Consider the following 21093-nt stretch of genomic DNA (forward strand, 5'->3'; position numbering starts at 1 on the left):
ACATGACACCAGGCAGTGCGGTCACCCTTTCCAAGGCGTTCGCGGACATGGGATCGGTCTTGTCGATCCTGATCTCGCCGCAGCGTGTGAGACTCCTGATGCGCGGCGATGCGCATGAGACCGGCGTACGTTTCTGTCGCTAACCCTGTACATCAAGCCCACCTGTGAAATACCGTAACTGAACTGAATCGCCCGGGTTCGAGACCCCGGCGGTAGGGTCATCGCACAACATCGGTGCGCGATGAGGCAGGAGACCCCCCAATGACGTCCGGACGCGAAGCGGACCCGGCGGGCCTGGCGCCCGCAGGTGGGGACCGTTCGGCGTTCCGGGGTGTTAGGCAGGTGATCGGATGACCGTTCGCCTTCTCACGAACATCGGTCGGCTCTGGACCGGGCACGACGTGTGCAGCAATGCCGCGATCCTGGTGCACAACGACCGGATCGCGTGGGTCGGCCGCGCGGCCGACCTCCCACAGAGCGTTCCCGGTGTCGTCGACGACATCGTCGACGTCGACCACGTGGAGAACCTCGGCGGCGCGCTCGTCACGCCCGGGCTCATCGACGCGCACACCCACCCTGTGTACGCCGGCAACCGCTACGCCGAGATGGCCATGCGTTCCGGCGGGTCCAGCTCCTCGGCCATCGCGGCGGCGGGCGGCGGCATCGGCTCGACCGTCACCGTCACGCGCGGCACCGACCCTTGGACGCTGTGCAACGGGGTCCGCGAGCGGCTGCGCGAGTGGCTGCTCGGCGGCACCACGACCGTCGAGGCGAAGACCGGCTACCACCTGACCCGCGACGGCGAACTGGCCGACGTGCGGCTGCTGCGCGAGCTCGAGAAAGAGCCGATGATGCCGCGGGTCCACGTCACGTTCCTTGCCGCCCACGTGGTGCCGCCGGAATACTTCGGCCGTCAGCGCGACTACGTCGAGGCCGTGGCCTCATGGTGCGCGGACGCCGCCGGCGCCGGAGCCGACAGCGTGGACGTCTACTGCGACGACGGTCACTTCACCGCCGAGGAGGCGCGCTGGGTGCTGGCCTCCGGCCGCAACGTCGGCCTGCTGCCGCGCATCCACGCCGGCGCCTACAACCGGCGTGGCGCCGTCCAGCTCGCGGCCGAGATGGGCTGCGCCTCCGCCGACCTGCTCCACCACGCCTCGGACGAGGACGTCGCCCTGATGGCGAGGTACGGCGTGCCCGCCGTCGTCTGCCCGGGCGCGGCCCTGCAGGTGGGCCACCTACCGCCGGTGCGCCGGATGCTGGCCCAGGGCGTCCCGATCGCGCTCGGCAGCGACCACAACCCCGGCCACTGCGGCATCACCTCGATGTCCCTGGTCATCAGCCTCGCGGTGGCGGCCTTCGGGATGAGCGTCGGAGACGCCCTGCGGGCCGCCACGCTGGGCGGCGCCCAGGTCCTCGGCGCTCCCGACCGCGGCATCCTCGCCCCCGGCCGCCTCGCCGACATCGTCCAGTGGGACGCCGACCACGAGGGCGCGTTCGCCTGGTCGTTCGGTCTCAAGCCGCGTCGCGTCTGGCGGGGCGGCGTACCGGTCCAGTGACCGTGTGCCCTGAACGTTCACGAAGGGGTTGCCAGGTGATCGTCCGGGGGTAATCTCGCGATATGTCACCACCTGTCGCAGTCGTCACTGATTCCACGGCGTACCTGGGCGCCGAGGCGACCGGCAGATGGAACATCACCGTCGTGCCGATTCGGGTGATCCTGGGCGATCGCGAGATCGACGACGTGACCCCGTTCGACGCCGGTCTTCTCGCGCACGCCCTCAAGGGCCGCTCACCGATCCTCACCTCGCGCCCGGCCCCCGAGCGCTTCGCCGACGCCTACCGGCGGGCCGCCGAGAACGGCGCCGCCGCGATCGTCTCCGTCCATCTGTCCGGGGCGCTGTCCGGCACCGCGGACTCCGCGCGACTCGCCGCGGGTGAGGCCCCCGTGCCGGTCGAGGTCGTCGACAGCGGGTCGATCGCCATGGGCCTGGGTTTCGCGGTGCTGGACGCCGCGCGGGCGGCCGCGGCGGGAGCCCCGGCCGCCGAGGTGGCCGGCGTGGCCCGGCGGCGGGCCGCTGCCGTGAGCACGTTCTTCTACGTCGAGACGCTCGACTACCTGCGGCACGGCGGCCGCATCGGCCGGGTGACCAACCTCCTGGGCTCGGCGCTGTCGATCAAACCGCTGCTGCGCATGGCCGACGGTGAGATCGGTGTTCTGGAGAAGGTCCGCACCGGGAGCCGTGCCCTCGCCCGCCTGGAGGATCTGGCCGTCGACGTGGCCGGGGACCGGCCGGTCGACGTGGCCGTGCAGCACCTGATGGCGGCCGAGCGAGCTGAGGCGCTCACCAAGGGCCTGACGGCACGGCTGCCCAGGCTTGTGCGGATGTGGGTGGCCGAGGTCGGGCCTGTCCTCGGCGCCCACGTCGGCCCCGGCATGCTCGGCGTCACCGTCGCCCCCGCCACTGTGAACTGAGCGTCCGGGGTTCGCGGGTTGTCCACAGAATCGCGTTCGGCGGCGAGTGGGGGCCTGGCGTGTCCCTACCGTCCGATGCGTGCGAAGCAAGGAGTCTCGCGGGCCCGTCCGCGGCGTCGTCGGCGAGTCCCGCCTGCGCGGGCTGTTGCGTCCGCTCGACCCGGTTCCCCCGTCCGCGCGCCTGCGGTCGACGCCGTCCCCGCCGGGGCCGCCGCCGTCGTTTGGCGCCCCCCACCTCGTCCGTGCGGACACGTACGTGCCGGAGCATCCGACGGAGGCCGAAGACGGCCCTTACCGGGAGGAGACCTCCGGCATGTCCGGCCTGCCCGAGGAGGCCGTCGATCGGCGGGAAGGACAAGCGGACGGACCGGGAACGTCCGCGCGGGACCTGCGGACGCTCGGACGGGAGGCACTCGGCCGCACCCTGCCACGGCTCGACCCGGGCATGCCCGGCCTGCGGGTGCTGGTGGCCGCCGGACTGCTCGCCGCGATCGTGACCGGGATCCTGGCCTGGCGGTCGAGGCCGGTGGCCGAGCCCATCGCCCCGCCGCTCCCGGCCGCCGCGGTCGGAGACCTCGGCCCTGCCACCGCGGACTCGGCCGGCCACTCCTCCGGCCACTCCTCCGACCGTGCCGCAGGCTCCGCCGCCGGCCCATTCGCGTCGCCAGGGTCGGGCTCGGATGCGACGCCGGGCCCCGCGCCCGACAGCGGGCCGGGCGCGACGGCCTACGTCGCGGGCGCGGGTGGTCCCACGGCCACGACCCCCGGTTCATCGGCGCGAGTCGTGGTCTACGTGACGGGCAAGGTCCGCAACCCGGGAGTGTTCGTCCTCGCGTCCGGCTCGCGGGTCGCCGATGCGATCGAGGCCGCGGGAGGTCTGCGAAAAGGGGCGAAACCGGGCGGGATCAACCTGGCCCGGCGTCTGGTGGACGGCGAGCAGATCGTCGCCGGAAGCCCGGCGACAGCTGGCGCGGGCCCCGCCACCGGCCCTCAGCCGGGCATGGAGCCGGGGACGACGGGAGCCGGGGTGGTGAACCTCAACACCGCCACCGCCGAGCAGCTCGACGCGCTGCCCGGGATCGGCGGTGTGATCGCGCAACGGATCGTCGACTACCGGGACGCGCACGGAGGTTTCCAGAGCGTCGACCAGCTGAAGGACGTCCCAGGCATCGGAGACAGGAAGTTCGCCGAGATGCGCGACAAGGTCTCCGTGTGACCGCCGTCGGCTTTCCCCACGACCTCCCCGAGGGCCGCGACGAGCCGGGGCAGGATGAGGCGGGGCGTGAACCGGGCAGCGACGAGCCGAGGCAGGACGAGCCGGGGCAGGATGAGGCGGGGCGCGGCGGGGCGGTCTCTGGTCCGGCGGCTCTGGCCGCTCCAGCGGTGGCCTCCTGGCTCACGGCACTCGTGCTGCTCGGCTGCTCCGCCGTCGCCGGAGCCGCCGTGGCGCTGGCGGCGGCTGTCGCGGGCGCCGTCATGTGGGCCGTCACAAGCGCCGTGGTGCGGCGCCGCAACCAGGTGGCCTACCTCAACCAGGTGGCCGACCTCAATCAGGTGGCGGGCCCCGATCAGGTGGCGGACCCCACCCAGGCTCCGGCAGGAGAGCGCCCCGCCGCCGGGGGCGAGGAATGGGCAGGTGCGGCAGGTGCGGCACCCCGGCACCGCTTGGGGAAGCAGCAGTGGTGGACGGGCGGGGCTGCCGCAAGGATCGCACTGGCGGTGCTCGCATCGGTGGCCGTCACGGCCGCGGTGACGGCGTGCATGGTCCACGGGGTGACGACCGGGCCGGTGCCGGACATGGCCCGCCGGGACGTCACGGTGACCGCCGAGGCCGAGATCACCGACGATCCGCGCATCCGGCCGCATCAGGGCGGGGTGTCCCGGCGCGAGACGGCGGTCGTCCGGGCCCGGATGCTGCTCGTGTCGGCCGCTCAGGAACGGTACGCCGTGGACGTGCCCGTCGTGCTGCTCGCTCCCGCCGACGGCTGGCGTCCGCTGCTGCCGAGCCAGCGGGTCAGGGTGCGCGGGCGATTGCGCCCGGCCGAGCAGGGTGAGCCCGTCGCGGCCGTGATGCTCGTTCGGGGGCGGCCCGAGCCGATCGGCGCGCCCTCGGCCGTGCAGCGTGCGGCCGGAGTGCTGCGCGCGGGGCTGCGCGAGGCGAGTGATGTGCTGCAGGACGACCAGCGCGGGCTGCTGCCCGGCCTGGTCGTCGGCGACGTGTCGCGCCTGGACGAGGAGGTCCGGCTCGACCTGGCGACGGCGGGGCTCGGTCACCTCACGGCGGTGTCCGGCACCAACCTGGCGATCGTGGCGGGCGCCGTGCTGGTGCTCGGGCGATTCGCCGGGCTGCCACTGGCCCTCCGGGCCGTCGTCGTGGTCGTCGCGATGATGGCGTTCGCGGTCGTGGCGAGGCCGTCGCCGAGCGTGCTGCGCGCCCTCGTCATGGGAACCGTCGCGGCGGTGGCGCTCGGCACCGGCCGCACCCGGGACGGCGTGGCCGCCCTGTCGGCGACCGTGCTGGGGCTGGTCGTGTTCGATCCCGGGCTGGCCCGGCAGTGGGGCTTCGCGCTGTCGGTGTTCGCGACCGGCGGCATCCTGATCCTCGCGCCCGGGTGGCGTGACCGTCTGACGGCGCGGCGGGTGCCCCGTCTGCTCGCCGAGGCCCTGGCCGTGACCGCCGCGGCGCAGGCCGCGGTCACACCCCTGCTGGTGCTGATGTCCGGCCGCCTCGACCTGGCCGCGATCCCGGCCAACCTGCTCGCGGAGCCCGCGGTGGCGCCCGCGACGGTGCTGGGGTTCGGGGCCGCCGTGATCGCTCCGGTGAGCATCGACCTGGCCCGGCTGCTGGTGCGCCCTGCCGGGTGGGCCGTGGGCTGGATCATCGCGGTGGCGCAGCGGGCCGCCGACCTTCCGTTCGCCTCGGCGCAGTGGCTCGGGGGAGTGGCGGGCGTCGCCGCGCTCGCGGCGGCGGCCGTCGCGGGATGGCTCGTTCTGCGGGGCCGTGCGCGAAGACGCATGGTGGTGGCGCTGGCTGCGGGAGCGCTGCTCGTCGGCCTCGTGGCCATGCCGGTGGTGTCGCCTTGGCCGCCGCCGGGATGGCTGCTGGTCGTCTGCGACGTCGGCCAGGGAGACGCCCTGGCGCTGGCGGCCGGTCCCGGCCGGGCCGTGGTGGTCGACGCCGGACCGCAGCCGGGCCCCACCGACCGGTGTCTGCGCGCGCTCGGAGTGCGGCAGGTGCCGCTCGTGGTCCTGACCCACCCCCACCTCGATCACGTCGGCGGGCTGCCGGGCGTGCTGCGCCGCCGCACGGTGGGAGCGGTGGTCGTGAGCCCGAGCCGCGTGCCGGAGGGCGAGGCCGGTCGCGTCTCCGCGCAGCTCAGGACGGCCCGGATCCCGGAATGGCAGGCGGTCCCCGGGATGCGGTGGCGGTTCGGGCCGAGCGAGATCACCGTGCTCGCCCCTGAGCCCGGGGTGGCGCCGCAGGGCCCCGGCGAGGGGGCGACGGCCAACAACGCCAGCGTCGTCCTGCTGGTCCGCTGGTTCGGACCGGGTACCGCACCACGCGGCCTGTCGGCGGCACAGAGCGATCTGCCTACGGCGCTGGACGACACGCCTGCGGCGCCGGGCGATCCGCCTGCGGCACAGGGCGATCTGCCTGCGGCGCTGGGCGACACGTCTGCGGCGCCGGGCGATCTGCCTACGGCACAGGGCGCGGTCGCAGCGCCCGGGGCGGCGGCAGAGGCCGGGTCACGCCCGGCGCCGGTGCCGCCTCTGGGGCCGACTCTGGGGCCGACCCTGGGGCCGACTCTGGGGGCGGCCCTGCTCGCCGGGGACCTGGAGACGGAGGCGCAGGAAAGCCTGGTGCGGCGGGGTCTGCCACGGGTCGACGTGCTGAAGGTGCCCCATCACGGGTCGTCCCGGCAGGCGCCGGCCTTCCTCGCCGCCACGGGCGCGCGGGCCGCCCTCATCAGCGTCGGCGCGGTCAACGACTACGGGCATCCCGCCCCGCCGACGCTGCGGCGCCTGCGCTGGCTCGGCATGCGCCCCTACCGTACCGACCTGTCGGGGGACATCGCCGTCGTCGCCACCGCTGACGGTCTCGCCGTGGTCGTACGGGGCAGAGGAGCGCGAGCCGGGTGAGGGACGCGAGGGTGGGGCGGCGGCGGATGTGCCCCGGCCGTCTGGGCGTGGCATGCTGCGTGACATGGCGAACCCAGCACCTGTGACCCTGGTCGTCGGCGACGAGGAGTTCCTGGCCGATCGCGCCGTCGGCTCCATCGTGGCGGCGGTGCGCGCCGAGGATCCGGGGGCGGAGCTGCACGACCTTCAGGGGAGCAAGGTGGAGCCTGGGGAGGTGACCGGTTTCACCTCCCCCTCGTTGTTCGGTGACCGGTCGGTCATCGTGATCCGAGGGGCACAGGACCTCTCGAAGGACGTCGTCGCCGAGATCGTGAAGTACATCGCCCATCCGGCCGACGACACGGTGCTGGTGCTGGCCCACCCCGGCGGGGTCAAGGGAAAGGCCCTGGTGGACGGCGTGAAGAAGGCGGGCGCCGACGTCGTCACCGTGGCCAAGCCGAACAAGGCGGGGGAGCGGCTCGACTTCATCAAGGCCGAGGTCCGCAGGGAGGGCCGCTCGATCTCGCCCGCCGCCGCCCAGGCGCTGCTCGACGCGGTCGGCAGCGACCTGCGCGAACTGGCGGCCGCCTGCAACCAGCTCGCCTTCGACACCGAGGGCAAGAACATCGACGAGGCGGCGGTCGCGAAGTACTACCGGGGGCGCGCCGAGGTCAGCGGGTTCACCATCGCCGACCTGGCGATCGAGGGCCGCCTGGGTGAGGCGCTGGAACAGGTCCGATGGGCGATCGCCACGGGTGTGGCTCCGGTGCTGATCGTCAGCGCGCTGGCCGGGGGCCTGCGCTCGCTCGCGAAGGTGGGCGGGGCGCCCCGCAACCTGCGCGGCGGTCAGCTCGCGAGCCATGTGGGCATGCCGCCGTGGAAGATCGACCGGGTGAAGCGCCAGCTGGCCGGCTGGGGGCCGGAGGGCATCTCCGCCGCCCTGCAGGCCGTGGCCACCGCCGACGAGCAGGTCAAGGGCGGCGGCGCCGACCCGGCGTACGCGCTGGAGAAGGCCGTCCACACGATCGTGGCCAGTCGCAGCAGACGCTGACTTCCGCCATCTCGGCTCGGGACGTCGCCGAGGGTGTCTGTCCGGAGCCGGTCGCACAAGGGCTGCTGCCGGGGCTCACTGCCCCGCCCATCGGCTCAGGCGCGGCCGGGGCTCTCCACGCGAAGCAGCATCCGCTTGAGCAGCGCCGCGAGGACGTCCTGGTCGTCCGGCCCGAGGACGCCTACCATCGCGTCCTCGACCTCGCCGCGCAGGTCCATCGCCTTGAGCCAGATCGCGCGGCCCTCGCTCGTCAGCTCCACGTCCACCCGGCGGCGGTCCTCCGTACTGCGGACGCGCCGGACGAGCCCCGCCTTCTCCAAGGTGTCCAGACGGCCCGTCATGCCGGCGGGAGAGACCCTCAACTCGGCGGCGAGCTCCGACGGGGTGGCGCGGCCGCCTTCTCCCCGGGCGCCGAGCCAGTGAAGGGTCTCGTACTCGAAGTCCTGAAGGCCCACCGCGGCCAGCGCGCCGTCCTTCGCCTGGGCCAGGTGTTTCACCAGGAACTGCATGCGCGTGACGATCGCCTCCACGCGTTCGTCGAAGGGCGCCTTCCCGCGCCACCGCGCGATGTGCCGGTCCACCGAGTCGTCCACGGAGCAATTCTACGCCAGATAAAAGTACGTTGACGAAACGTTCGCTGACGAAATACCTTCCTCCGCATGATTGCACGTCTGGTCGCCGGGCGGACGGTCGCGGCGCTCGCCACCGCCCTCATCCCCACCGGGCTCACCCTCGCCGTCATCAGAGTGACCGGCTCCGCCCTCGACCTCGGCGTCGTCCTCGCCGCCGAGATGCTGCCCATGCTCCTGCTGCTCCCGGTCGGCGGAGTGATCGCGGACCGCTTCCCGCCGAGACGGGTGATCCTCGTGGCCGACCTGGTCCGCTGCGCCGCCCAAGTGACGCTGGGGGCGATGCTCCTCCTCGGGCACCCGGATATCGCCGTGATGGCGGGACTCGCGGCGCTCACCGGAGCCGCGGTGGCCTTCGGCGTCCCGGCGGTGTCACCGCTGGTCCTCGGAGTGGTGCCGGCGGAGCGCCGGCTGCGGGTGAACGCCCACATCGGAGTGGCCAGCGGCCTCGCCCAGATCGCCGGCCCCGCGCTCGCCGGAGGCATGACGCTGTGGCTCGGCCCTGGCTGGTCCTTCCTGCTGACCGGAGCCCTGTTCGCGGGGTCCGCGGTCACGCTGGGCGGCCTGGTCACGGCTCCCCGGCCGGCGGCCGAGCGCGCTCACTTCCTCGGCGACCTGCGGGAAGGGTGGGGCGAGGCGCGGCGGCACCGCTGGTTCCTCGTCAGCGTGGCCGGGCACGGCGTCTGGCACCTCGGGGCGGGCGTCCTGCTGACCCTCGGCCCGGTCATAGCCGTACGCAGCCTGGGTGGGGAGCCGGTCTGGGTGGTCGTCGCACAGGCCGGAACGGCGGCGACGGTGCTCGGCGTCTTCGTGGCCCCCAGGCTGCCGATCAGACGGCCCCTCGCCGTGGCGGCGGTGGGGGCGGCGGTCTACGCGTGCCCGCTCGTCGCCTTCGCGTTTCCCACAGCGTTTCCCGCACCGGCTGTGGCCGTCACCGCCGCGTACGTTGTCGCGATGCTGGGCGTCGGGGTGCTGACGCCGCTATGGGAGACGGTCGTGCAGCAGCGTATGGAGCCTCAGGCGCTCGGCCGGGTGGACTCGTTCGACGCGCTCATCTCCTTCGCGGCCCGGCCGCTCGGGCTCGCCGCGGCGGCGCCGCTCGCCGCCTGGGCGGGCGCCGCGGCTCCGCTGCTCACGGCCGCGGTGCTGGTGGCCGCGGTCAACCTGGCCGTGCTCGCCCTGCCCGAGGTCCGGCGGCGTACGACGGAGGAGGCGGCGCAGCCGCCCGTGCCCGTCTGACGCACGCAGCGATAGAGGGCATGCGAAAACGCCGCATCTCCCCGGCTAGGGGAGACGCGGCGCGTGCGCTTGGTGCGAACTTACTGGGCAGCCTGCAGGGCGGCGGCGCGCTTGGCGATCGCCGCCTTCCGGTTGGCGGCCTGGTTCTTGTGAATGACGCCCTTGCTGACGGCCTTGTCGAGCTGCCGGGACGCGGCCTTGAGCGCGACGAGGGTCTCGTCCACGTTGCCCTGGTCGGCGGCCTCGCGAAACTTGCGGACCGCGGTCTTCAGGGACGATTTGACGGCCTTGTTGCGCAGCCGGTGCTTCTCGTTCTGCCGGTTGCGCTTGATCTGGGACTTGATGTTCGCCACGAAGAAAGCCTCAGTGTTAAGTCTTGGTCGGATGGGGCGCGCGGGCTGGTGAGAGGGCGCGCCACACGCAGTTGGACAGGATACCAACAGCCCGGGCCGCCGCTCAAATCGCGACGACAGGACCGCCCCCGCTCATGCTACCGCGACGCGGCCGTGGAGGTCCGCACATCGGCCCGCTCGCCCGACGACTCCACACTTCCTCCGGCGCCGCCGCGCACCCAGGCCTGCTCGTACTCCCTCCAGTCCTCCTCCGTGGCCGCGAAGTCGACGTACAGGGCCAGGCCGAACTCGGTGCGCGGGCCGTGCTCGCTGATCGCGAGCCGCGCGCCCTCGGCCGCGGCCTCGACGCTCTCGGCATAGTCGAGGTACGCCACGCCGTGGTCGTGGTAGGCCGGCGCCCCGATGAGGAGGGTCTTGTTCTCGGGGACGAGGTCCAGGGCGAGCGAGGTCTGCCGCGCGACGTAGCCGCCGTACAGGGACGGCAGGGGCGTCCCCGAGTCGTACGTCATGATCGCGACCTGGTCGGTCAGTCCGACGACCTGGCGGAAGTAGTCCGGCGTCCAGTACTTGTCGTGGCCGATCGCGAGGGCGGCGGGGGCGCGCAGGCCGATCAGCGGCTCGATCTGCTGGGTGGCGACCGACAACGGCCGGGCGCCGATGGCCTGCCGCGTCTCGCGCAGGACGCTGAGGAACGGCGCGTCCCCGTCGGAGACCGGTTCGAAGTCGTAGTGGATCCCGTCGAACCCGAGGGAGACCAGGTCGCGGGCGCCCGCCACGACGCGGGCCCGCGTCGCCGTGTCGGCCAGGCTCAGGTGGTTCTTGCCGTTGTCGTTGACCGTCTGGCCGAGCCAGGCCGACACCCGGACGCCGGGCACGTTCTTCCGCCACCACTTCAGGAATTCGCCGGCGTTGGCGTAGCGGTCGGGGGGCAGGGTTCCGTCGTACTTGAACGGGCCGCTGTGGACGTACACGTCCTTGATCCCGCTCGCCCGCAGCCGTACGGCGAGGGCCCGCACGTCGGCCTCGGTGCGGCGGCCGTCCACCCACGCGTGGCCCATCCACAGGGCGTCGTGGCCGGTGGTCCTGGCCCATCCGGCGGGCGTACCGGCGAACTGCAGGCGCAGCGCGGCGGCGCCGGCCAGGGCGAGCACGACCGGTACGGCCACGACGACGGCGGTTATTCGCAGAACACGTCTGGTGGTCAAGGCAAGCACCCGGACATGCCACCATGGAGGGTGGCTGGTCCGCCAGCCTCGGGAGGGCCCGCCGAGCGCGAGGCGAGGCGGACGGCCCGCCCGATCAGCAGTCAATCATCTTGTCGAAACGGACCTCGGTGCGCACTCAGCCTGGCCAGACCGACCCCGCGTTGATCCGCAACTTCTGCATCATCGCGCATATCGACCATGGCAAGTCGACACTCGCCGACCGGATGCTGCAGCTCACCGGTGTGGTGGACGACAGGTCGATGCGCGCACAGTACCTCGACCGCATGGACATCGAGCGGGAACGGGGCATCACCATCAAGTCGCAGGCCGTGCGACTGCCGTGGGACGGCCACGTCCTCAACATGATCGACACACCCGGCCACGTGGACTTCACCTACGAGGTGTCCCGGTCGCTGGAGGCGTGCGAGGGCGCGATCCTGCTGGTCGACGCGGCGCAGGGCATCGAGGCCCAGACGCTGGCCAACCTCTATCTGGCCATGAACGCCGACCTCCACATCATCCCGGTGCTCAACAAGATCGATCTGCCCGCCGCGCAGCCGGACAAGTACGCCGAGGAGATCGCCGGACTGATCGGCTGCGACCCCGCCGACGTGATGCGGGTGTCCGGCAAGACCGGCGACGGGGTCAGGGAGCTGCTCGACCACGTCGTCCAGCACGTCCCGGCGCCCGTCGGGAACGCCGACGTCCCCGCCCGCGCGTTGATCTTCGACTCGGTGTACGACACCTACCGGGGCGTCGTGACGTACGTGAGGGTGGTCGACGGGCATCTGTCCAGGCGCGAGCGCGTGCTGATGATGTCCACGGGCGCGCAGCACGAGTTGCTGGAGATCGGCGTCATCTCGCCCGAGCCCATGCCGTCCGACCAGGGGCTCGGCGTCGGCGAGGTGGGCTACCTGATCACCGGCGTGAAGGACGTGCGCCAGTCCCGCGTCGGTGACACGGTCACCAACGCGGTCAAGCCCGCCTCCGGGGCCCTCGGCGGATACGAGCACCCCAAGCCGATGGTCTACTCCGGGCTCTATCCGATCGACGGCGACGACTACCCCGAGCTGCGCGAGGCCCTCGACAAGCTGCGGCTGAACGACGCCGCGCTCGTGTACGAACCGGAGACGTCGGCGGCGCTCGGCTTCGGCTTCCGCTGCGGCTTCCTCGGCCTGCTGCACATGGAGATCGTCCGGGAGCGGCTGGAGCGCGAGTTCAACCTGTCGCTGATCTCGACCTCGCCCAACGTCATCTACCGGGTGATCATGGAGGACGGCAGGGAGCACGTCGTCACCAACCCGTCGGAGTTCCCGGCCGGGAAGATCGGCGAGATCTTCGAGCCGATGGTGAAGGCCACGGTGCTCGCGCCGTCCGAGTTCATCGGGGCGATCATGGAGCTGTGCCAGGGCCGCCGCGGGCAGCTCCAGGGCATGGACTACCTGTCGGAGGACCGGGTCGAGATCCGGTACACACTCCCGCTCGGTGAGATCATCTTCGACTTCTTCGACCAGCTGAAGTCGAAGACCCGCGGGTACGCCTCGCTCGACTACGAGCCGTCCGGCGAGCAGGAGTCCGACCTGGTCAAGGTGGACATCCTGCTGCAGGGCGAGACCGTGGACGCGTTCAGCGCGATCGTTCACCGCGAGAAGGCGTACGCCTACGGCGTGGAGATGGCCAAGAAGCTCAAGGAGCTCATCCCGCGGCAGCAGTTCGAGGTGCCCATCCAGGCCGCGATCGGCGCGCGCGTCATCGCCCGGGAGAACATCCGCGCCATCCGCAAGGACGTCCTCGCCAAGTGCTACGGCGGTGACATCAGCCGTAAGCGCAAGCTGCTGGAGAAGCAGAAGGAAGGCAAGAAGCGGATGAAGATGGTCGGCCGGGTGGAGGTCCCCCAGGAGGCCTTCGTCGCCGCCCTCTCGTCCGAGGCCCCGGACAAGAACAAGAAGTAGGAACCCCTGGTTTGACCGGCACTTAATTGTGTTCGCGGAGAAACATGACCCTCGGTTAACGTTTGATCATGCGCATCCTCTCTGTCAACGTGGGCCGGGCCGTGGACGTCGAGTGGGCCGGCAACCTGGGGCGGACCGCCATCGACAAGCGGAAGATCGAGGGCCGGGTCGCCGTACGCGAGAACGGCCTGGCGGGCGACGAGCGCGCCGACGTCGCCAACCACGGCCACCCGGACCAGGCGGTGTACGCCTACGCGCGGGAGGACTACGACTGGTGGGAGCCCCGCATGGGCCGCGACCTGCGCGACGGCCAGTTCGGGGAGAATCTCACGACGTCCGGGGCCGACCTGACCGGCGCGATCCTCGGGGAGCGGTGGCGGGTCGGCACGGCCGTCTTGGAGGTTACCGCCCCCCGCATCCCCTGCGTGGTGTTCCGCAACTGGCTGGACGAGCGCGGCTGGGTGAAGCGCTTCACCGAGGCGGGCCGCACCGGGGCGTACTTCCGGGTGATCGAGCAGGGTGATCTCGGCGCAGGCGACGAGATCGAGGTGCTTGACCGGCCCTCGGACAGCGTGACGATCGCCGAGGCGTTCCGGGCCTACCACGGCGACCGGGACCTGTTGCTGCAGATCCTCAGCGTCCCCGGCCACAGCGACAAGTGGGACCAGGTCGCCGAGCGTGTGCTCGGAGACCGCAGCGGCGTCGTCGCATCCTGATCACGAACTGCCCGCGGCCCTCGATTCCGGCCGCGAAGCGATCTACCGTGGCCGCATGAGGCGGCTCGCGGGTCTGCTCGTGGTCGGGTTGATCGCCTTCGGCGCGACCGGCTGCACCGTCCCTATGAGCGGAATCACCGGCGTCAGCGTCGACCAGGACGGGAACCTCGTCATCGTCCTGGCCTGGTGCGGGCGGCAGCCGGATGGCGTGAGCGTCTATCACGACAAGTACCCGGAGGATCCCACTCCCGCGACATACGACCCTGACGCGAGCGGGCCCGCCAATCCCCCTATCGATGACGCCTCCTATCTGGCTCCCCGGGTGGCGGATGAGACAGCATCGTTCCGGCTCGACGCTCCCGGGAACGGCTGGCGGGCCGATCAGCAGATCCCCTCATTCGACCCGGCCACCACCTACCGGGCCTATGGCTGGACGAAGGACAACAGCTTCTCCACCGCGCATGTCGAGTTCCAGATCGGTGACGCGGACAAGCTCAGGCGCGAACCGGGCAGCGTGCTCGTGAACGACTACGACGAAGCGGGGGACAAGGTCGTCGACGTGCTGATCCCGCAGGCCGAGTTCGACCGACAAGGACGCACGGAGTACTGCGACGACTAGGCGAACCGGGCGACGACCCTGGTCGAGCATCCTGACCGGCAGCGTCACTCACGCCGCCCAAGGACGAAAAGCGTTCAATGCGGCTTGTTGCCTTGGAATTGCAGCTCGGACTGAACCGGTAGAGATGAAAACTCAGTCTGCCGGACGGATCGTCGGGTAATTCCGCTCAGTCCAAGCAACAGCGTCACCCGCTTCCGAGCTGTTCGGCTAAGAGGATGGAAAAGACCTGCCGATCGCTGGAATCCTCAGTTCGCGCCGGTCACGGTGCGCCACGCCGCATCGCGCCTGACTCCATCGTCCCGTGTGACGACCGGGTTCTGTTTCTGTCGGTGGCGGCTGGCAGCGTGACGACATGACTATGCGGCCCCTCGATATCTCGTGGCTCTGCGGCGAATACGCCGAGGACAGTCTCCGAGGGCACCCGTCTCGTCTCCCAAGCCGCACTCGCCATCAAGGACACGGACTACTTCTACTGGTGTGAGGACGGCGAAATCCGATTCGCCTGGGGCGGCGATGACGGATATCTGACGGAGATCCCGGACGAACTCGTGGATACGATGGCGGAGATCGACAGGCTTTACCCATCGGGTCCCCGGCTCTACCGAGGGCCGGCTTTCCTGCTCGTCGAGCACCTGACCGGAATCAGGGCGACGGAGCAGCTGCTGAAGGGCTCCACGTTGATGTGGTCGCCCCAGAACCGGCCAAGTCGTAACGTTGGCTGGCGGTGCGCCCTTTCCTCCTGAAGCCACAGCTCAGAGCGGGCGACTCAGTGGAGGTGAACACTCGGGCAGCCTGCTGATATCGACAGGCGCCCGGGCGTATCGCTCGCCTGCCTTCCAGAGGCCGTACCTACCCTGTCGAATCCTGGGTCAGGGCCGCACCCCGCCTCAAGGAACTTCGTGAGCCCTTCGCCACAGGCCGGACGGGATCAGGTGATAGGCGTCGTCCCGGCAGGCCGGCGCCGGTTGCCACACGCGGTCAGCAGATGAACGTCCGATGCCGTGCGGGCTCGAAGAGGGGAGCCGTGCGAGTCCCTTCCCGGGGCCAGGGCGTCAGCGCAGGACGGAGTAGAGGGCGGTGGTGAGGGAGGCCTTGGCGTCGTCCTGGTCGATGGACCACAGCATGGAGCCGCCGAGGCCCTTGAGGCGGATGTAGGCAGCCTTCTCCAGCACGACGGCGGGGTCGTCGTAGGACCAGAACTCGTTGCCGTCGTAGAGCCACAGGGTGCCGGTGAGCAGGTCGCGGTAGCGCTTGCCGGGCTTGTTGACGAGGTTCTTGTAGTCGTCGCTGCCGGCGGCCCAGGTGCCGGGGGCGGGGCCGGCCGCCGTGGCGTACCGGCCGTCGCCGCCGGAGGTGACCCCGGTCCAGCCCTGGCCGTACGCGGGGACGCCGACGACGATCTTCTGCTTGGGCGCGCCGCGTCCGACGTAGTCGCGTACGGTCTGGTCGACGCTGAACTTCACGTCGTTGGGGTCGCGCCGGTCGGTGAGCAGGTTGGCCTGGTGGCCGGTGCGGTTCTCCCACGGCCCGTGCAGGTCGTAGCCCTGGACGGTGGCGAAGTCGAGTTGGTCGAAGACCTTCGGCACCTCGAAGCCGGCGTCGATCTTGGTGGTGGCGGCGGGGAGGAAGGCAGTCAGTTCGTCGCGCCGGTCGTGGGCCTTCATCTGGCGGCGCAGTTCGGCCAGGAACAGGGTGAAGTTCTGCTTGTCCTCGGCGCGGATGACGTTGCCGTCGTTTCCGGCGGAGCCCGGCCATTCCCAGTCGAGGTCGATGCCGTCGAACACGCCGGCGGCGGCGCCGGAAGGCAGACCGGGCAGGTTGCCCTTGAGCCACAGGTCGACGCAGGAGGCGGCGAGCTTGGCCCGGGACTCCGGGGTGAGGACGGCGTCGGAGAAGTATTGGGAGCCGGTCCAGCCGCCGAGGGAGATCAGGACCTTGAGGCCGGGGTGGCGGACCTTGAGCTTCTTGAGCTGACCGAGGTTGCCCTTGAGCGGCTGGTCGTCGGCGTCGGCGGCGCCGTCGACGCTCTGCTCGGCGGGAACGGGGCGCTGCCAGTCGGCCCAGGGGTCGGCGGAGTAGCAGGTGCCCTCGGGGCCGACGAACCCGAAGGCGTAGTTGAGATGGGTCAGCTTCCCGGCGGCGCCGCTGGCCTCCACATCCTTCACGTGGAAGTTCCGCCCCTAGTACTGCCCTTGGCGCAACATGTCTTGGTAGGAATGTCAGCCTGGGGCTTGGCGACCACCATCCAGCGCGACTTCCCCCCTGACATGCTCCGATGCCGTTGTGCCGCCATACCTTGCGCTGCCAGCACTAATCGCCAAGCTCGAAGACAGGGACAAACGACCACGTATCGGCGAGGACTTTCTCTACAGGGTCAAGGCGAGCCGCCTGCGGCGGCTCGCAGCGCGGCGGGCGGCCAGCGGGCCGGGCATGCGGCTCTCCGGCCGGTCCCGGCCCGCGCCGCCCACGCGCCGAAGATCAAGCTAGTGGCTCGTCACCGAACCTCGGCCGGGTAATTGATCTCCTGGGGGTGGACCCGTCAGGCTGGCTGCCTCTTCGATGTTGGGAGGTGGTCATGGCTCGCCGACCGGAGGTCTTCGTCCGGCCGTTGACCATGGAGGAAGGCCGCAGGCTGCAGCGGATCACCAGGAGCGCGAAGGACCCGGTCAAGCTGCGGCGGGCGATCGTGGTGATGATGTCCGGCCAAGGCCAATCGGTCCCGGACATCACCTCCTTGATGCAGGTCAGTGACGACTACGTGCGTGATGTCATCCACGCTTTCAACGAGCGGGGGTTCGACGCGCTGGACCCAAAATGGAGCGGGGGCCGTCCACGAGCGATCAGTGAGCGGGTGCGTGAGCACATCTGCCTGATCGCCACGACGGTCCCCGCCGAATGGGGCATCACCGGACACTCCACCTGGAGCCTGCGCACCCTGGCCGAGCACCTCATCACCCGTGGGGTGGTGGCGGCGATCAGCCGCGAGCACCTGAGGCGGATCCTGCGCGCGGGCGGGGTGAGCTGGCAGACCACCACGACGTGGAAAGCCTCCACCGACCCGCACTTCATCGCCAAGATGCAGCGCGTCCTGGAGTTATACGATCACCCGCCCGCCGATGGGCGGGTGATCTGCCTGGATGAGTTCGGGCCGCTGAACCTGATGCCGCGCAGGGGCAAGCGGTGGCGTCCGGTGGGTTCGCCGGCCCGGCTGCGGGCCACCTACAACCGCTACAACGGCGTCATGCACATGATTGCCGCGCTCGACCTGGCCACCGGCAAGCGGTACTACCGGATCCGCACGCGCAAACGCTGGCGTGAGGTGGTGTCCTTCCTCAAGACGCTGCGGGCCCGCTGGCCGGGCGAGAAGCTGTATGTGATCGCCGACAACTTCTCGCCGCACAAGCACCCCCAGGTCCGCGCTTGGGCGGCCGGCAACGACGTTGAGCTGGTATTCCTGCCGACTTACGGCTCCTGGCTGAACTGGATCGAATCAGAGTTCGCCGCGTTGCGGTACTACGCCCTGAACGGCACCGACCACCGCACCCATGATGAGCAGAACGCGGCGATCGGCGCCTACGTCCGCTGGCGCAACGCCCGAGCCCAGCCCAAGACGAGCTTCGCCGCCAGCTCACCGATCAGAAGCTGGACCAGTTACTCGGCCAAGGTTGCGTGACGGGCCACTAGAGACCTGTGCGCTTGATGGAGTAAGAACCATACAGCCCTAGCGGCTACGCCTCCACCGAGTGGTAAGTGGCCTACATGAGAATGGGGCAGTAGAACCTCGGCATAGCGGTGGTAACCGGTGTGGAGGTGCGTTATCGTCAGAAGACTCAACAGGATTGTTTGCTGGTTCGGGATGGGCGCAGTGATTGAGTTCTTAGCCGCATGGGCTGCCGAGGAGGCATTGACAAAAACCATTGGGAAAGTCGAGAAAAAGCTTTCTCGAACAGAGGTTCAGGCAGTGCTTGACCGCGCACTTGTGCTGATTCGGCCACAGCTCCCTGCAGGCCGAGAAGGCGAACACCTTTTAGCGGCGCTTCGCGGGTTATTGTCTGGGCCGATGCCTGCATGGTATACGACCAAGACGCAGCAGCCGGACTCGTTCACCGGCATTTTCACGGATCTTTTTGAGCCTTTCCTCGACGCTCATGCTCAACGTGGGCCCTATAAGGGAGAGAGCGGCTTGGAGTTCCTTGGACGACATGGACTAGACGTTGAGAGTCTGGCAAAGTTCGTGGAACGGGCGGTCGAGAAGTCGATTCGGGAAGTTGCTATTGAGCGTGACGGTATATCAGAACGTCTACGTCAAGCAGATTCGTACGCGCACTCGTCCTCGCTGCTCCGCATTGAGGGGAAACTTGACGGGCTCGTGAATTCTGCCGAAGAAAACTCTTCGGACATATTGGCCAGCATTAGAGCGCTTGATCAAAATCTTCTGGCGGACTACTACCGTAGACTCATTCAGCAGTACGGTCGAATTGATTTAGAAACATTGACTCCACCGCAGTACGCTGATGAGCTACGAGTGGCGCTCAATTCGATCTATGTGGAGCAAGATATACGTGAGGAGATTCCTCAGATCGACTTACCCAAGGATCTACAGCAATGGATCCGAGAAGAGGGCATAGTGGATCATGGGGAGCTCCCAGAAGCTATAAATAGCCCCGAGTTTGAACGTCTGCGCGACGCATACAAAGAGCGTCCAAGGAAGGCGCTCTTCACATTCCTCGCCGACAGCGCGAGTCGCCGTGCTGTGTTGCTCGGCGATCCTGGGGCCGGTAAGTCGACGCTGGCTCGGTACCTGAGTATTTCGCTTGCAACGTCACAACTGAGCGAAAACCTTACATTCCTTGAAGGCTATGTTCCTCTGCTGATTGAACTGAAAACCTATGTAGGAGCGGTTCGTGAGGGTAACTGCTCTACCTTCCTTCAATTTCTTGATTTTCTGGGGCAAACGGAAGGGCTCGGCTTAGACGAAGATTCTCTCCATCAATACCTCGCAAGCGGAGGCTGCGCGCTAGTAATATTCGACGGCCTAGACGAAGTGTTTGATCCCGCTATCAGAGATACCGTTACTCGCAGGATAGCGGCATTCGCGGACAAGTATCCCTCTGCGCGCATCATCGTTACGTCACGGATCATCGGCTATGTGCGCCGGACTCTTGCAGATGCTGGCTTTACCCATGCTACTTTGCAGGACTTAAGTGAGCAACAAATCCGTGAATTCCTTGAGCTGTGGTATGCCATAGCTCTACATGATCGCCCTAATGACGCCATGCTTCGTACCCAGCGCGTGTTTTCAGCTATTGAAGAGTCGCGCTCGATTCATCAGATGGCTGCTAATCCGCTTCTGTTGACAATTTTGGCGATCATAGGTAGGCATCAAGAGTTGCCCCGCGAGCGGTGGAAAGTTTATGACTATGCATCTACCGTCCTCATCGAGCATTGGGATGTCAATAGACATCTACGCGACGAACGAATAAGTATAGAGTTCATTGGTGAAGAGGACAGGAGAGAGCTGTTGGGCCGTGTAGCGGCCAGGATGCAGCTTGGCGGACGCGGGGGCGTTGGCGGCAACTATCTGACAGATGCTGAGCTTCGAAATGAATTCGAAGCATACCTGCAGTCCCGATTTCGCCACACGCCGGCAGAAGCGGCAACAGTGGCGAAATCGATGATTCGTCAATTCCGTGAGCGCAACTTCATCTTGAGTCGATACGGTAGTGAGCTGTATGGATTCGTTCATCGGGCGTTTCTTGAGTTCTTCTGTGCCGAGTCATTCCGCTGGAAGTTTGAGCGTGACCAGTTCATTACTCTGGCCGAATTAAAGGCAGAAGTATATGAAAGGTACTGGAATGACCCTTCGTGGCATGAGGTTCTTCGGCTTCTGGCTGGCATGCTCAGAGACCACCATTCGGCCGCTATTATCACCTTCCTTGTCGATGAGGTGAGCTTTCCCTGGCCATGGGAGTTTGGATCCGATCTACCCAGGAACGTGGAATTAGCAGTGCGTTGTCTAGGGGAAAAGAGGATGACGCCACAGCTTGATCTTGCGGCAGAGCGAGTGATTACGCGAGTGATTCAAATCATAGAGCACTCTTACTTGATGCGTAATCAGTATGGCTCTTTTTTCCTTCAGGATGAAATCGTTCCATTCCTTGGATTCCTTAATGGGGACTGGCCGGGAAAGGACGTTTATCTTAAATGGTACCTAAGGAGGGGCGTCCGACTGGCATGGAGTCCGATATCTGAAATTTCAGCCAAAGTCGCGGTGCAGCTATTCCCTGGCGATCACAGACTTGGGCGAGCTTTTCTCGCGTCGATTCATGGTACTAAGGATGCAAGGTTGAAGCTTCCCTTGCTGGAGGCTCTTTCTGGGTTCGTTGCACAAATTGAGGTTCGGGTGGCACTGCTGGAGTGGGCGGGCACCGGCGATAGTGCTGCTGTTAGGCGGGCGGCGCTGGAGGCACTGAGGGGCGGGTCATTGGATCCGGAGGTTCGGGCGCTGGCGTTGGAGCGGGTTGCTGGCGACGATAACGCTGTTGTTAGGCGGGTGGCGCTGGAGGTGCTGGGGGGGGGGCCGCTGGATCCGGAGGTTCGGGCGCTGGCGTTGGAGCGGGCGGTCGGCGACGACGATGAGGATGTGCGTCGGGCGGCGCTGGAGGTGCTGTGGACGGGGCCGCTGGATCCGGAGGTTCGGGCGCTGGCGTTGGAGCGGGCCGCTGGCGACGACG

At 68.6% G+C, this 21093-nt stretch carries 16 protein-coding genes; 12 read left to right on the forward strand and 4 right to left on the reverse strand.

Annotated elements, in window-relative coordinates; genetic code table 11:
- Positions 1-350 precede the first annotated feature (350 nt).
- The 5 genes from hutI (at position 351) to holA (ending at position 7646) form a co-directional block, all read left to right on the forward strand.
- Positions 351-1559, forward strand: coding sequence for an imidazolonepropionase (hutI, locus tag FLX07_RS04500; protein WP_142568178.1), 1209 nt, complete (start codon positions 351-353; stop codon positions 1557-1559).
- A 62-nt stretch (positions 1560-1621) separates the two neighbouring features.
- On the forward strand, positions 1622-2476 hold the full coding sequence (locus FLX07_RS04505; protein ID WP_142568179.1) for a DegV family protein: 855 nt from the start codon (positions 1622-1624) through the stop codon (positions 2474-2476).
- Positions 2477-2555: 79 nt separating this feature from the next.
- A complete protein-coding gene (locus FLX07_RS04510) occupies positions 2556-3692 on the forward strand; it encodes a ComEA family DNA-binding protein (protein ID WP_208762076.1) in 1137 nt (378 codons plus the stop codon).
- Positions 3689-6616 carry a ComEC/Rec2 family competence protein gene (locus FLX07_RS04515; RefSeq protein WP_229689959.1) on the forward strand — a complete coding sequence of 976 codons (2928 nt, stop codon included), beginning with the start codon at positions 3689-3691 and terminating at the stop codon, positions 6614-6616. Before FLX07_RS04510 ends, FLX07_RS04515 begins: the two co-directional genes overlap by 4 nt.
- A 64-nt stretch (positions 6617-6680) precedes the next feature.
- Positions 6681-7646 carry a DNA polymerase III subunit delta gene (holA, locus tag FLX07_RS04525; RefSeq protein WP_223852730.1) on the forward strand — a complete coding sequence of 322 codons (966 nt, stop codon included), beginning with the start codon at positions 6681-6683 and terminating at the stop codon, positions 7644-7646.
- Between the two features lie 95 nt (positions 7647-7741).
- On the opposite strand, the gene FLX07_RS04530 is transcribed toward holA, so the two are convergent.
- Positions 7742-8239: a MarR family winged helix-turn-helix transcriptional regulator gene (locus FLX07_RS04530; protein ID WP_208762077.1), complete on the reverse strand. Its 498-nt coding sequence runs from the start codon at positions 8237-8239 to the stop codon at positions 7742-7744.
- A 66-nt stretch (positions 8240-8305) separates the two neighbouring features.
- Between FLX07_RS04530 and FLX07_RS04535 the strand changes: the two genes are divergently transcribed.
- Positions 8306-9514: an MFS transporter gene (locus tag FLX07_RS04535; RefSeq protein WP_142568181.1), complete on the forward strand. Its 1209-nt coding sequence runs from the start codon at positions 8306-8308 to the stop codon at positions 9512-9514.
- An 80-nt stretch (positions 9515-9594) separates the two neighbouring features.
- Here the strand turns inward: FLX07_RS04535 and rpsT are convergent, their stop codons facing one another.
- Both rpsT and FLX07_RS04545 read right to left on the reverse strand, forming a co-directional pair.
- Positions 9595-9867 carry a 30S ribosomal protein S20 gene (rpsT, locus tag FLX07_RS04540; RefSeq protein ID WP_142568182.1) on the reverse strand — a complete coding sequence of 91 codons (273 nt, stop codon included), beginning with the start codon at positions 9865-9867 and terminating at the stop codon, positions 9595-9597.
- A gap of 137 nt (positions 9868-10004) precedes the next feature.
- Positions 10005-11081, reverse strand: a complete 1077-nt coding sequence (locus FLX07_RS04545) for a glycoside hydrolase family 18 protein (RefSeq protein ID WP_229689960.1) — start codon at positions 11079-11081, stop codon at positions 10005-10007.
- A gap of 119 nt (positions 11082-11200) precedes the next feature.
- Between FLX07_RS04545 and lepA the strand changes: the two genes are divergently transcribed.
- The 4 genes from lepA (at position 11201) to FLX07_RS38805 (ending at position 15102) form a co-directional block, all read left to right on the forward strand.
- A complete protein-coding gene (gene lepA / locus FLX07_RS04550) occupies positions 11201-13024 on the forward strand; it encodes a translation elongation factor 4 (protein ID WP_229689961.1) in 1824 nt (607 codons plus the stop codon).
- Between the two features lie 68 nt (positions 13025-13092).
- Positions 13093-13740: an MOSC domain-containing protein gene (locus FLX07_RS04555; RefSeq protein WP_142568184.1), complete on the forward strand. Its 648-nt coding sequence runs from the start codon at positions 13093-13095 to the stop codon at positions 13738-13740.
- 55 nt (positions 13741-13795) lie between these two features.
- On the forward strand, positions 13796-14359 hold the full coding sequence (locus FLX07_RS04560; protein WP_142568185.1) for a hypothetical protein: 564 nt from the start codon (positions 13796-13798) through the stop codon (positions 14357-14359).
- Between the two features lie 371 nt (positions 14360-14730).
- On the forward strand, positions 14731-15102 hold the full coding sequence (locus FLX07_RS38805) for a DUF6461 domain-containing protein (RefSeq protein ID WP_373292640.1): 372 nt from the start codon (positions 14731-14733) through the stop codon (positions 15100-15102).
- A gap of 309 nt (positions 15103-15411) precedes the next feature.
- Here the strand turns inward: FLX07_RS38805 and FLX07_RS04565 are convergent, their stop codons facing one another.
- A complete protein-coding gene (locus FLX07_RS04565) occupies positions 15412-16524 on the reverse strand; it encodes a glycoside hydrolase family 18 protein (protein WP_208762078.1) in 1113 nt (370 codons plus the stop codon).
- Positions 16525-16973: 449 nt separating this feature from the next.
- Here FLX07_RS04565 and FLX07_RS04570 point away from each other — a divergent pair, with 449 nt between their 5' ends.
- The gene (locus tag FLX07_RS04570) at positions 16974-18032 is read left to right on the forward strand and encodes an IS630 family transposase (protein WP_223852729.1); all 1059 of its coding nucleotides are present in this window, start codon (positions 16974-16976) and stop codon (positions 18030-18032) included.
- A 192-nt stretch (positions 18033-18224) separates the two neighbouring features.
- Positions 18225-21093, forward strand: a 2869-nt coding sequence (locus FLX07_RS04575) for an NACHT domain-containing protein (RefSeq protein ID WP_208762079.1), incomplete at its 3' end; no start/stop codon positions are given.

This window comes from Microbispora bryophytorum (genome assembly GCF_006874465.1).
GTDB lineage: Bacteria > Actinomycetota > Actinomycetes > Streptosporangiales > Streptosporangiaceae > Microbispora > Microbispora bryophytorum.